Annotated in this window: 12 protein-coding genes; 11 read left to right on the top strand and 1 reads right to left on the bottom strand. The window is 44.5% G+C overall.

What is annotated here, in order from left to right:
- Positions 1-270: 270 nt before the first annotated feature.
- Entirely contained in the window at positions 271-882 is a 612-nt protein-coding gene (locus WCO51_03680) for a TrmH family RNA methyltransferase (GenBank protein ID MEI6512357.1), read from the bottom strand.
- A gap of 92 nt (positions 883-974) precedes the next feature.
- Here WCO51_03680 and WCO51_03675 point away from each other — a divergent pair, with 92 nt between their 5' ends.
- From WCO51_03675 to WCO51_03625, 11 genes are all read left to right on the top strand, one after another.
- Complete coding sequence (locus WCO51_03675) at positions 975-1,814, top strand: sugar phosphate isomerase/epimerase family protein (protein ID MEI6512356.1); 840 nt, start codon at positions 975-977, stop codon at positions 1,812-1,814.
- Positions 1,815-1,914: 100 nt separating this feature from the next.
- Entirely contained in the window at positions 1,915-3,423 is a 1,509-nt protein-coding gene (locus tag WCO51_03670; protein ID MEI6512355.1) for a peptidylprolyl isomerase, read from the top strand.
- Between the two features lie 74 nt (positions 3,424-3,497).
- Positions 3,498-4,190: a 16S rRNA (cytidine(1402)-2'-O)-methyltransferase gene (gene rsmI / locus WCO51_03665; protein MEI6512354.1), complete on the top strand. Its 693-nt coding sequence runs from the start codon at positions 3,498-3,500 to the stop codon at positions 4,188-4,190.
- Positions 4,191-4,579: 389 nt separating this feature from the next.
- Positions 4,580-5,575, top strand: coding sequence for a polysaccharide biosynthesis/export family protein (locus WCO51_03660; GenBank protein ID MEI6512353.1), 996 nt, complete (start codon positions 4,580-4,582; stop codon positions 5,573-5,575).
- Between the two features lie 31 nt (positions 5,576-5,606).
- Positions 5,607-7,814 (top strand): polysaccharide biosynthesis tyrosine autokinase, encoded by a 2,208-nt coding sequence (locus tag WCO51_03655; GenBank protein ID MEI6512352.1) that lies wholly within the window; start codon positions 5,607-5,609, stop codon positions 7,812-7,814.
- 142 nt (positions 7,815-7,956) lie between these two features.
- Positions 7,957-8,631, top strand: coding sequence for a sugar transferase (locus tag WCO51_03650; GenBank protein MEI6512351.1), 675 nt, complete (start codon positions 7,957-7,959; stop codon positions 8,629-8,631).
- A gap of 58 nt (positions 8,632-8,689) precedes the next feature.
- The gene (locus WCO51_03645; protein ID MEI6512350.1) at positions 8,690-9,712 is read left to right on the top strand and encodes a decaprenyl-phosphate phosphoribosyltransferase; all 1,023 of its coding nucleotides are present in this window, start codon (positions 8,690-8,692) and stop codon (positions 9,710-9,712) included.
- Positions 9,713-9,733: 21 nt separating this feature from the next.
- Positions 9,734-10,312, top strand: a complete 579-nt coding sequence (locus tag WCO51_03640; protein MEI6512349.1) for a GtrA family protein — start codon at positions 9,734-9,736, stop codon at positions 10,310-10,312.
- Positions 10,309-11,199: an exosortase/archaeosortase family protein gene (locus WCO51_03635; protein MEI6512348.1), complete on the top strand. Its 891-nt coding sequence runs from the start codon at positions 10,309-10,311 to the stop codon at positions 11,197-11,199. The genes WCO51_03640 and WCO51_03635 overlap by 4 nt, the downstream gene beginning before the upstream one ends.
- Entirely contained in the window at positions 11,187-11,921 is a 735-nt protein-coding gene (locus WCO51_03630) for an exosortase C-terminal domain/associated protein EpsI (protein ID MEI6512347.1), read from the top strand. The genes WCO51_03635 and WCO51_03630 overlap by 13 nt, the downstream gene beginning before the upstream one ends.
- A gap of 25 nt (positions 11,922-11,946) precedes the next feature.
- The coding region (locus tag WCO51_03625; GenBank protein MEI6512346.1) for a hypothetical protein at positions 11,947-12,969 on the top strand (1,023 nt) is incomplete at its 3' end.

The following is a 12,969-nucleotide window of genomic DNA, read 5'->3' as shown; positions in this document are numbered from 1 at the left end:
CCGCCTCCCTGAGTAGGCCGTCAGGCCATATCGAAGGGTTCCGGTGACGAGCTTGATAGACCTCACCCCCTACGAGGGGCGCAGCAAGCTACGCCCCTACAAGAGACCCGCGTGAGGGGTAAAGCCCATACACGCCGTAGCTTTAGCAAATGCGTGTCATTCTTAACGAAGTGAAGAATCTGTCTGGAAGATTCTAGAGGAGGATGCTACAGGCACAAGCCATCCCTCGATTTGACACTGATGGAGTACACCTTTCGCCTTAAGAGCCAATCACTTGACCAAACGTTGCGACACGGCCCTGGCGGGGGTGAAGGTGGGGGTGTGGTGATGGTAGTAATCAGCGATGTGGTGCAAGCAGATGCCGGTAGCAACGGCTACATTTAGAGAAGTGATCAGGCCATAAAGGGGAATGGCAACGTGCTCATCGCATAGCGCGAGGACTTCAGGACGGAACCCTTCGAGTTCTTGACCTAGAACCAAAGCAGCAGGGAATTGCCAAGTCATCTTCTGCACCGCTTTTGCTTGGGGGGAAAGATGCAAAGCATAAAGATGATAGCCCTTCGCTTTTAACTCGCAAAGTATCTCTTCAGCATCCGACCATCGCCAAGGCTGCCAAACTTGAGCGCCGACTGAACCGGAGATGTCCAGTATATCCCCGCCTCTTGTTCCGAAAATCACTTCCTCTGCGCGAAAACATTCGGAGATTCGAAGAATATTTCCGTGATTAATTTCTTTATCGAGATGACTACATACTACAGTAACGGGCAGACGGGGCTTTTCATTAAAATGTGCTCTCAATCCAGGGTCTTCTTCTGAGCGACCGCTTGCCTCCCAAACCTCTTGTATGTGCTCTCGAACTTGTTTTATGATGACCTTTCTCATTATGGTTGAGTATACCTAAACGAACCTTGGAACCCTCAACTTGACAAAAAGGTTGTCGGTCGGCTAGGATTCATCATTAAGCAGGAAAATATATGAGATTAGCAGTTATAACCGACGAAGTTTCAGAAGATTTCGAAACAGTTGCCAAATGGATGAACGAAAACGGCGTAGAAGGAGCAGAACTGCGCGGGCTTTGGGGCGATAATGTCACCAAAATCGATGCTGATGCTCGTAAACGCTGCAAGCGGATCGCCAAAGATTATAACCTAACCATATGCGGGATTGCGTCTCCCTTCTATAAGTGTAATTTTGAAGGCGAAGGCGGACCGACGGGTCCGCTGCATCTAGCCGCACAAACGCCACTCGATGAGCAATTGAAGCTCCTTGCGCACTGTTTAGAAATCGCTAATGAGTTCGAAACTCCTTTCGTCCGTGTTTTCTCATTCTGGCGAACGGAGAAACTGACTGATACTCTGGTTACGAAAATTGCAGAGGCATTGGCGGAACCGATAAAAATGGCTGAGCGGGCAGGAGTGACTCTTATTCTTGAAAACGAGTATTCCTGTATGCTGGGATCCGGCGAAGAGACAGCGCGTGTTTTCAAAATGATCGATTCGCCCTATATTAAAGTATGCTGGGACCCGGGCAACGCCTTTTGCGCTGGAGAAACACCTTTTCCTAACGGTTATAACGCAATTAAGCCATATCTTGCCCACGTACATATCAAAGACGCGGTATCATCGGGGGGTGAAGATAATTTCGTCATCGTTGGAGAAGGTCAGATAGACTACGCAGGCCAGTTTAAAGCCTTGAAAGCTGATGGGTACAACGGATTTTTATCACTTGAAACTCATGCCCGTATCGAAGGCCTAACTTCTGATGAAATATCACATCGCTGCATTCTCGGTATTCGCAAATTGCTTGAAGCATAAGTATTAATAAATCTATTCGTCCGGCAGAGATAAGGGGATTTCCCCAAAACGATTTTGCGGTCTTAACAAAGTTTTGACCGCTACATGGAGATAAAGAATCATGTCAATTATGAAAATGCGCAGATGGGTCAATAAAGGCTTCGATAAGGTTATCTTTATAGGATTAGCAATTATCCTATGTGTCGGTATGATCAGCTTTTTCAGCGGGGATATGGGGCCTGGAAAAGGCAACCAGAATGCTGAGCAAACGACAATAGCGAAAGTCAACGGCCTGGAAGTAGGTTCAAATGATTTTAATGCTGCATACGATTTCCTAAGGAATGCCAGACCTGCTCAGTCGGCTTTAGATGACCTGAATTTGCAGGGAGAAGCACTTAGTTTAGCGCTCTATAAACCCATTTACGAGAAAATGGCTAATGATCAGGGGGTCATGCCTGATGAGAAGACCATTCAAAAAGGAATTGAGAAAGTTGAAAAAGAGCAGGGCGGTAATGCCCTTTCAGTGGAATTTATTAAAACTCAGCTAATAATGAAAGCGCTGATTGATAAGAAAAAAGCGAGCATCAAGGTCACAGAAGCGGATGCTTTAGGCGTTTTTGAAGAAGTTCATCTCTATCGGCTCATAATCGCCGGAAAGGGTAAGACTGCGCCGGTTGCTGAGCAAAATGCAAAAGATATCGTACAGAAGATTCGCGCCGGAATGAGCTTTGATGAGGCCTATCAGAAGTACTCTGAAGACCCTCCCGAGGCAAAAAAGAGGAAAGGCGAATTGGCATGGATCGGTAAAGCACAGCTACAATTCGATCCCAACTATAAAGCCATAAAAGCCGTTGCTACCATTGGGAAAGGTCAGATATCCGACCCGATCGTTTTCCAAAACCCTGCATTTCCTAGTAGCTACGGTATTTTCTACGTTGCCGATTCGCGGATGTCTAAGTCATTTAAGCAGGCAGATTTCGATAAAAACAAGGCCGCCATTATAACGCAAATTCAAGATAACCTGGCTTCTCAACAATTTCAAGAGGAAGCCAGTAAGCTCATGGAGAGCGCTAAAGTTGAGATGGTGGAACCGACATTTAACGCGCTTATGCGATATAACAAGGAAGTGCAAGGTCAAATCCTTGAACCAGCGAAAAGGAAACAGGTTCAATTAGAGTTGATGGCTTTGCTTGAGAAACCTTCGTTCGCGCCTCTTTTAAACGCCTACCTGAAGTGGAGAGTTGCTAACGAACTTCGCATGGACCCTGCGCTGAAACCAACGGATCGAGATAAATACACTGAAACGATGATCAAATCGCTTGAAGTGCTTATTCGAGAGAAGGGTGACCCTCAGCTTCGTACCGAACTCGCGAGCATCTTTATCGAACAAAAGCAGAACGATAAAGCAGTTAAGCAACTTGAACAAGCCTCCAAATCTGCTTCTATCCCTGATCGAGCGTCATTGATGATTCATCAGGGGATTGCAAATGCTTATTTGCAGATGAGGATGAAGGACAAAGCGATGCAAGAAGTAGCATTAATGCAGGCAATGACGGCTAAAATGCCAAAATCCCCGCAGCCGACAGTAACACCGCAAAAACCGCCAACTAATAAGCCTGCGGGGCGCTAACCTACTTAATTATAACTACAATCGCAGGGGCAATCACCCCTGCGATTGTTCTTTTGCCAAGGAGAATCTGTTAGATGCCAGGAACCCTTTACGTGGTTGCAACCCCTATCGGCAATCTGGAAGATATCACTCTGCGCGCACTTCGAATCCTTAAAGAAGTCGATTTGGTTGCGGCAGAAGATACTCGCATGACGCGCCGATTGCTTACCCACTTTGAAATACACGTTCCCACTGTCAGCTTTCATCAACACTCAGACCGATCGAAGATTGATGATCTAATAAACCGATTGAATGAGGGCATAAATATCGCTTTGGTAACTGACAGTGGAACTCCTGGGATATCCGATCCGGGAGGGCTGCTTGTTGAAGCGGCTCATTCAGCGAAAATTCTCGTTATTCCAATCCCTGGCCCCAGCGCCTTAGCTACAGCGATTTCTGCGGCAGGAATGAGAGCGCAGCGGTTCCATTTTCTTGGTTTTGCTCCCCGCAAGGCTGGTGAGCGCTTACGATTACTGGAAAGCTATCGGGATGATGAAGAAACTCTCGTTCTCTATGAATCGCCCTACCGCCTAGTCTCCACTCTCGAAACAGCCTTAAAAGCATTAGGGGATAGAAAAGTCGTAGTTTGTCGAGAGTTAACGAAGAAGTTTGAAGAATTGGTTGTTTCACCATTGAGTGAGGCCATCGCTCATTTCAAGAAGAAGGACCCCAAGGGCGAAATTGTAATCGTAATAGAGGGCCAATTTAAAACAAATAGCTCAAGTTGAAGCATAATTTTATCTGCTATTGCTACACATTAGTTACGTATAAATAAATGTTGATGAAAATCATACTAAAGCTGAGATCTGATGAATTTAAGGTATCTTGTAGTGAAGCAGTTTTTTTTTTATATAATCTGTCAACGATAAAAGGGATCAGTAAGGCTTCAGTTAGCCAAAGGATAGCAATGATTATGGACGCGGATGAAGGAACTTCTTTCTCGATCAAATCGTATTTGAAGTTGATATTCTTGCGCTCTTAATTATTCAATATTGGTACCACTGGAGTTTTTTTATAGCTGCAGGTGAGCAATTATAAAACATGCCCTCTTTATAAGGCGTAATAAGACCAACAATAATGTGGAGCATGAAGGTTTTAAGATAGGGTAGGGGAAAGAATGTTATCTGTCAGAAATGATTGTACTTTTAAACTGAAAACTATTCAGAAATGGGGGCAGACACAAATGCGCCTCAGCTATCTGATGGTTTTGTTCTTAATTCTGTCAACAAACCTTGGATATACGGTTGACGTGGCGGAAACCTATCGGCTGCAAGTTGATGATGTTGTCCAGATTTCCCTCTATGGTGACACTACCTTAACATCTCAAACCCCGGTATCTCTTGATGGCACCATCTCTATGCAACTCATCGGATCGGTCCAAGCTGAAGGAAGAACGCTTGCTGAAGTTGCCAGAGCTATTGAAAAAGCGCTCAAAGAAGGCCAATACTATATTGACCCAAAGATATCTGTTACGATGTTGCAAACCCGTAAGCCAAAAGTTGCCCTCCTTGGGATGGTCAACCGACCAGGCGTTTATGATTTCAAGCCTGGGGATAGGGTTGTTGATGCGCTTTCACAAGCGTCTTACATCGTCGCAGATCGCGCTGACCTTCGACATGCGACAATAACGCATCGCGATAGCCCAAATGAATCGATCCCTCTCGATCTGCGAGCCGTTCTCTATCATGGAGATCTTTCACAGAATTATGAACTTCAAGATGGCGATGTCATTTTTGTACCGGAAGATACTCAAAACAGAGTCTTTCTACTTGGAGAAGTGATGCGGCCTGGTCAGTATATCTGGCAAGAGAACAAGACTGTATTGGACTATATCTCGATTGGCGGCGATAAGACACCAAACGCAAAGATGAGTAGTTGCGTTCTCTTTCGCAAAGACCCAAAGAATTCAAACCAAGTTCTGCGATTTAAACTCAACCTTATTAAGATAACTAACGAAGGAAGACTCGAGCAGAACATCGCCGTGTTGCCCGGAGACCTTATAAACGTCCCCAAAGCCACAAAATTTGACGCAGGCAACATCTATACTATCTTAAACACAGCATGGTTGCTGAAAAATACATTCTTTAGTTCGAACAGTCTGTTTAGACCATAACGCTTCGAAGTGAGTTACTGGAGGAATTCTCGTGGGTGTTTTACTGATTTTAAGACCGTTATTGCGACGCTGGTGGGTAGTCGCGTTTGTAGTGGTGCCTATCACACTCCTAACGTTCCTCTTCACGGTGTTGGGACCCAAGAAATACGACGGGCACTTTACCATTCAAGAAGTCCTTCCCTCTTCCAACTCGTCCATTAAGCTCTATGAAGGCGCTGCGGTGGCAACAAGTGACGTTGAGACTCGCATGAACAATCTCCGAGAATTGTTCGCCAAGGAAAAGCTGCTAGTAGCAACTTTTACCGACTTAGCTCAAAGTGGTTCATGGGGACCGATGGCAAAGTTTGGCACTGACCAACAGGGACAACAGTCAGCTTACGCTGATTTTGTTGGAAGGTTGGCAGTCGACTTCGACCGAGGGACTGACTTTTTAACGGTTCATATTATTGGCGATAGCCAAGCAGACGCTCAACATGCTTCTGAAGTATTGAAATCAAAGTTTCGCGAGTATTACACTGAAGTCAACCGCCAGTTTATGCAAGCACAACGCCAATTTATTCAAGACCAGGCTGAGGACAAAAAGAAGAAATACGAGCAAGCTTATGGCATCTATCGCGACTACCAGGCCAAACACTCAGGCGTCAGCTTCACCGATACGGAAAGAAGCATGGTCTCGGAAGTGGCTTCCCTAAGAGGAGTATTGAACGACGCTCAAAGAGCACAACTGGAAGCAGTTACATCTCAAGCTGAAGCGCAAAAGATGCTTACGAAAAAAGGGTTTGAAAAAATGAAAGTGAGCAGTTTTAATAATATGCTCAATCCAACCCTAAACGGTTTTATCGTAGAGAAAGCGAAATTGGAAAATATACTTGCTTCAGAGGTGATGGTTAAAGGGCCTAAACACCCAACAATTATCGCATTAAAGCTCTCGATTGAAGACTATAACAAACGTATTAATAAAATCAATGCGTCTCCTCAGTCAATAAAACAAAACGAATCAGTTGCTTCTAATCCGCTCCACGATATGATGAAGCAGGAAGTTGTTAGTCGAAACATTCAACAGCAAGTGGCACAAACAAGGATCAATGAAGCTACAAGACAGCTAGATAGTGCGAATGCAAAACTTCGGGCTATGCCTTATACTGAGCAGCAGCTTGCTAAATATGCAATGGATACTCAGATCGCTGAGAATGACGTGCGCCTGATGAAGACTAAATTGAACGAAGCCCTTCTTCGCGAAAACGAGACCGTCAATTCTGCTGTTATTAAAGTAATTAACGAACCGTTTACTTCACCTGTTGATAAAAAAACGCCGATCAAAACAATGATGGCGCTAGCTTTAAGCGCGGTCTTAGCGATCAGTCTTGTGCTGCTACTTAATCAATTCGACGCTGGAACTTACAACGTCACTCAAACCGAGAAGGCGCTTGGTTACAACGTAATTGCAGCTCTGCCCAAAATCCGAGTCGCCAGCATACCCAAGGACAACGAAAGTGTATCAGCCTTGTCTGCTTCGTATCAAATGCTTTCGACGAACCTCTTGGGCGCCAATGGCCGAATGCACGGCCCAGCGGTTGCGATTACTAGCGCTTCTTCGAATGTTGGCCGCACAACTGTTGCCGCAAACTTAGCGGTTGCATTGGCTAGGGATGGAGCGCGTGTTTTGCTTGTGGATGGGGACCTTCGCCAACCGGCCCTTCATCGCCACTTCGGCGTTGAGAATAAAGCTGGGCTTAATGAGATTTTGAGCAATAACGCCCGTATGGAAGAAGTGGTTCAGCCAACGAGCGTTACTGACCTCTTGTTTATCTCGGCCGGTCAACCACCGGTAAACCCTGTTCGACTTTTCCGTTCAGCGGCGATGGCCCATTTTATCGAGCAGGCTTCTCGTGGAACTGATTTTATCATAATCGACACACCCGCCGGTTCGACATTTGCTGATGCCGGTATTATTGCGCAGTCGGTCAAGAACGTCATTCTAGTTCATGAAGCGGGAGCGCCTGCTTCAGAATCAGAGGGAGAGTTAACGGACCGATTGGAACGTTTTGGAGCCAATATTGTAGGAGTGGTCTTAAATAAGGTCCGCTACGAAGATGCTCCTGGATATGTGAATTATCGCCGGTCCTATGAAGCGTCAATCGCTTTACGTAATGCAACCGCTCCGAGAGGTCTGCTAAACGGCCACGAGCGGTCACTTACGTCTGGCAACGAACCTACGGATGATGACGACGGCGCTTAATGAAGACAATTTCTCGTAATATGACGCCGGGCAGCGTTTGCTGCCCGGTTGTTTGATCTTTATATATGTTCCATCTGCCAACCTGTTATGTCGTTATTAGCTAACGATAGGAGAGATGCGCAAGAGCGCTGTAAGAGAAAGTATGAGCAAATCTATCTCAACAGACTTGCCTAATATAACTTCAATGTGCGATAAGTATATTGAGAAACGCATCGTGCCATATGCTGCCTTTAAAAGGTTCCTGGACTTCCTGGCAGCCCTTTTCGTGCTGGCTATTTTATTCCCGCTTTTTCTTGCAATTGCGATTGCGATTAAAGTCACTTCACCTGGCTCGATTATCTTTAAACAAGTGCGTATCGGTCATCGTGGACGGCCCTTTATTTTCTATAAATTTAGATCGATGTTCATTGATGCGGAGGCTAGACGAGAGTCCTTGCAGCATTTGAATGAATCGGTGGGACCGACTTTTAAAATCAAAAATGATCCACGGGTCACTCCTATAGGTAGATGGCTGCGTAAACTTAGCCTTGATGAATTACCACAATTTTTCAATGTTCTTATGGGTGATATGAGCTTAGTCGGACCACGCCCCCCTCTCCCTGCGGAAGTGGAGCAATATACTCCTATTCACACACAGCGGCTAGCGGTGACACCAGGAATTACGTGCCTTTGGCAAATTAGCGGACGCAGCAATGTCTCCTTCGATCACTGGGTCGAGATGGACATTTTCTATATCGAAAACATGTCCTTTTGGCTGGACTTGAAAATCTTATTGCTAACGATCCCGGCTGTTATGAAGGGAGAAGGAGCCTACTAAAACAATCATAACCGACTCTCGATGCTCTTAAATGAATAGAATTGGCTTATTTAAATTAATGTCACCTGTGCAAACACAAAACAAGAAAACCATAAAGGAAGTAAAGAACCTGACTACAACTAATGTTGTGATCGGGTTAATTGGCGCTATGCGGCCTCGTCAGTGGGTGAAGAACATCCTGCTGTACGCCGGCGTCATCTTTACTGGGGCTATCCCTGGTCTTGCTTGGTTTAAACAGCCAAACTTTAAGGATATTTCCTCACTGGTCGAAGCCACAATTGGCTTTGTGGTCTTTTGCATGTTATCCAGTGGCGTATATTTACTAAATGATGTCAAGGATATTGAAAAAGATCGACAGCACCCCAAGAAAAAGTTTCGTCCAATCGCAGCCGGAATTGTTCCATGTTCCCTCGCCATCACTACTGCTATTGTGCTTTGGGCATGCGCATTGGGTCTAACAGCCTATTTGGTTCTTGGGCTAGGTCTATTATCGATAAAGTTTGCCGCGCTTTCTGTGATATATCTTATTATTCAAATTGCTTATTCGAGCGGCTTGAAGAACCAACCCATCCTAGATGTTTGTATGATTTCATTGGGATTCATTTTGAGAGCAATGGCAGGAGCCGCAGCTATCGATGTTTCAATTTCACGCTGGCTTATGGTATGCACCGGCTTATTATCGCTGCTTATTGGCTTTGGTAAGCGCCGACATGAATTAGTAATACTCGGTGCTGAGGGATCCAACCACCGCAGTTCTCTCAGCCAGTATTCAATAGCGCTAACCGATCAATTTGTCACGATTATGGCAGCAGGCACCATTGTTGCTTATTGCATGTACGCGATAGAATCGCCTTCAGCTGATACGCATTTTCGACTTTATTGGACAATTCCGCCCGTTCTTTACGCGATTCTTCGATATATTTTCTTGATGCAGATAAACGAAAAAGGTGGAGCGCCAGAACACGACCTGTTGGAAGACAAACATATAATGCTGAGTATTTTGATATGGATTGCTCTTTCTGTACTAGCCTTCAAGTTCACAGCTAATATACCTGGAACTTTTCCGACCGGTATGCGTTGATGACTAGGGAGATAATGGCAAATGCCAAACGTGGTACTCGATACCAAAACTGAATATTCAAACGGAATGAAAGAAAAGAAAGTTTTGCGCGATCTTCCACCCGGTGTTCGCCAATTTATCAAGTTCTGCATTGTCGGTTTTTCAAGTACTGCCATTGATTGGGGACTGTATTACTCTGTCAAAAACTTAATAATGATTCCTAATCACGTCGGTACAGCAGTGATGGGAGCAATCGGTCTGGTCGGTTGGGCGATAGCTTTTGAAGTTTGTATCAGCAATGTTATCTCGACTGGGACAGCCGTATTGAATGGGTTTTACTGGAACAGCCGGTGGACCTTCCGAAGTGCCGATGCTTCCAATCGCCGACAACAGTTTGTCCGGTTCATTGCGGTTAATGTTGTAGGTATGGCGCTTAACACAACCATCGTACTATATTTAACCATCTCATTAACGTCAAATGGCCACGCTTCCAATCGAATGCAAATCTTGCCCAAAGTAGTAGCGACGGTTATAGTAATGTTCTGGAATTTCTTTGCTAACAAATTTTGGACTTTCAAGCCGAGTAAAAGCTTAGAACCAATGGCTGAGGTAACTAAATGAGCGAAACGACTGAAAATAAAACAACACCATTTCCGATAAAGCTAACTCCATTTTCATTAGCTCTTGTTGGGGTGTTTGCAATTTTGGTATTTCTTTCTTTCAAACAGATGTGGACGTTTATGTATGCCATATGGTTTGAAGCTGATAGCTATTATTCACATGGCGTATTGGTTCCGTTTTTAGCCGGCTATCTTATCTGGAATCGCCGTGAAGCATTCGAAAAGATTCGCATTAATCCAACACTCTGGGGATTGCCGTTAGTCATTCTCGGTCTCTTCGGCGCAATACATGGTAAGCAAATTGATTCACAAATTATTCATCAAGCATCCTTTTTTGCCTTTTTGTTTGGCGCCTCCCTTTTTATACTGGGCAAGCAGATGACAAAGATGTTATCAGTTCCATACCTTTTCCTTTTATTTATGCTTCCCCTTCCGCCATTCATTTTCGATGCTTACACGAATCAAGTCCAAGTCATGTCTTCCATCATGGCCAATAAGTATCTCCTATTGATGCAATTCGCCACATCTATGCCAACAACCAGTATTATCCAGATGGACCACTATATCCTCAATATTGGGATCCCTTGCGCTGGTTTCAAGCTGAGTATTTCTCTGTTAACCCTATCGTTATTCTTTATCGCCCTTTATCAATTAGGTTGGTGGAAGAATCTTATCCTACTGGCATTGCTCTATCCGATCGCGGTCTTGATGAACGGCCTTCGTATTGCGATGGTTGGAGTAGTAGGAGAGTTGGTTTGGGTGCAACAAGGACAGGAATCGGCTATGTACTGGGGGCAATTAACTCATGACTATAGCGGATACCTTTTTGTATTTATAGCGTTTTTAATCTTCTTTGGATTAGCGAGGTTACTGGGATGGAAACAATAGATCAGGTTCCAAACGAAAATCAACTTTCGAAGGGCGATAACAAGACAGGAAAAGAGCGGGCTCGTTTGCACGTGTTTATTCTTATTGGATTAATCGCGATTTCAGCACTCACCTACAGCCGTGTCCAAAGGTTCAACCCCCCCCTGGTAAGTGAGGATGAAATACGAAGCAAGGTTCCGATGGATGCAGGTAACTGGCATGCCATAGATAAAGATAGGGACATGGGAAAAGATGCTTATGAAATGCTTCGGCCTCAGGGCATCTCCTGGCGTATCTATAGAAATGACGCAGGCGATCAAGTCGACTTTGTGCTCATGGCCGCCACCCACAGCGGAGCGTTCCATGATCCGACTCTATGTTTTTCAAATCAAGGCCAGAAAATCTTAGTGGATAAGGAACGTGAACTACAAATCGATTCGCTCAACAGAACGATAAAAGTTCATATGCTTAGAGTAAGAGACAGCAATAACCAATATCTTACCGCTTTCTATTGGTGGCGTAACTCTTCAGGCCAGGATACTGCAAGCCACTTACGAATCCAATTCGAAAGCTGGGCTGGGAAAATCCTAGGGCTTCGCGGAAGTTCAGCTTTCTTCTATCGTGTAATAGTTAAGGAAAGCGGTGACCCGGAAGCTGATTACCAAATACTTAAAGGCTTTGTGTCCGACATGTATGGGGCACTTAAGACTACTTACCCTGAAGCGGTAGGTTTGAAAAAGTAGCATAGAGAACCAACAATAGGAGAAAATGATTAGAGTGATGCCGTTATTCAACGGTTTGAAAAGAATAGGATGGGGAATGCGATATGCGGTAAACCGTTCGCAATCGGATTACTACGCCTCTACTACAACTTCTTTGCGGTTCTCTTTCCTTATGCTATTCTTTGTTGGAATAGCAGGGATTTGTCTTTATCAGATGCTTGATAAAACGGAAATAGCCATTGGGATTATTGTTATAGGAATATCCACTATTCTCATTTTAAGATCCCCTGATTGGATCATTTTACCGATCATAATTCTCAACTCCACATTCTTTGGCCCAGGTTCACTACCATCTATGTTAGCCAGAATTTTGACTGGAGGGTCGAACGTCTTCAATACAGAAGACCTTCTTCTTTTTACAGCTATTATTCTTTCCATATGGGAGTATTTAATGCTCGGGAAAGATAAGCAACCTAAAACTTCACTTGCTGGCGCAGCCATTACCATCTTGGTTTTTATAACACTATTTGGTTATGCCCGTGGGATGTGGTTGCTGAATTCAGATTGGAGACAAATCTGGTATGATATGTCAGGTATTATCTATTTACTTCTTTACTTTCCGCTTGTTATTCTATTAAACACTCCTAAGCGGATAAAAGGTTTTTTAATTGGGCTCGGCGTGTGCCTGATAGCTTATATCCTCTTCAATATGAAGTCATACCTTTTCCCCCAAGCTCTTTCTTATGACTACATCTTTGGAATGACAGGTGTTTCAGAACGAGGCGCTGGAGAATCAGTTAGGAATCCAGGGATTTTATTTGCTGTAATGGGCGCGTTAGTATGTTATGCTACTTATATGTTTACTGAGGGTCCAAAGCATCGATGGTTGTACTTAACACTCACCATTTTGAGCTTAGTTGCCATCTCAGTGAACAAAGGGCGTAACGCCTATATTGGAACGTTGCTTGGAATCTTAATTATTTGGCTTGCTGCATCTTGGCAAGCGAAGTGGCGGTCGATAATCCATACTTTAATCATCGTCGCAATCATAACTCCATTCTTCTTTGCC

Source organism: bacterium, from assembly GCA_037131655.1.
Lineage (GTDB): Bacteria > Armatimonadota > Fimbriimonadia > Fimbriimonadales > JBAXQP01 > JBAXQP01.
This window is presented reverse-complemented; position numbering and strand designations above follow the sequence as displayed.

What these genes read in the sequence shown, in the direction of transcription:
- WCO51_03680 (MEI6512357.1), bottom strand. Translation starts at nt 882, where the DNA reads ATGAGAAAGGTCATCATAAAACAAGTTCGAGAGCACATACAAGAGGTT.
- WCO51_03675 (MEI6512356.1), top strand. Translation starts at nt 975, where the DNA reads ATGAGATTAGCAGTTATAACCGACGAAGTTTCAGAAGATTTCGAAACA.
- WCO51_03670 (MEI6512355.1), top strand. Translation starts at nt 1,915, where the DNA reads ATGTCAATTATGAAAATGCGCAGATGGGTCAATAAAGGCTTCGATAAG.
- rsmI (MEI6512354.1), top strand. Translation starts at nt 3,498, where the DNA reads ATGCCAGGAACCCTTTACGTGGTTGCAACCCCTATCGGCAATCTGGAA.
- WCO51_03660 (MEI6512353.1), top strand. Translation starts at nt 4,580, where the DNA reads ATGTTATCTGTCAGAAATGATTGTACTTTTAAACTGAAAACTATTCAG.
- WCO51_03650 (MEI6512351.1), top strand. Translation starts at nt 7,957, where the DNA reads ATGAGCAAATCTATCTCAACAGACTTGCCTAATATAACTTCAATGTGC.
- WCO51_03645 (MEI6512350.1), top strand. Translation starts at nt 8,690, where the DNA reads ATGTCACCTGTGCAAACACAAAACAAGAAAACCATAAAGGAAGTAAAG.
- WCO51_03640 (MEI6512349.1), top strand. Translation starts at nt 9,734, where the DNA reads ATGCCAAACGTGGTACTCGATACCAAAACTGAATATTCAAACGGAATG.
- WCO51_03635 (MEI6512348.1), top strand. Translation starts at nt 10,309, where the DNA reads ATGAGCGAAACGACTGAAAATAAAACAACACCATTTCCGATAAAGCTA.
- WCO51_03630 (MEI6512347.1), top strand. Translation starts at nt 11,187, where the DNA reads ATGGAAACAATAGATCAGGTTCCAAACGAAAATCAACTTTCGAAGGGC.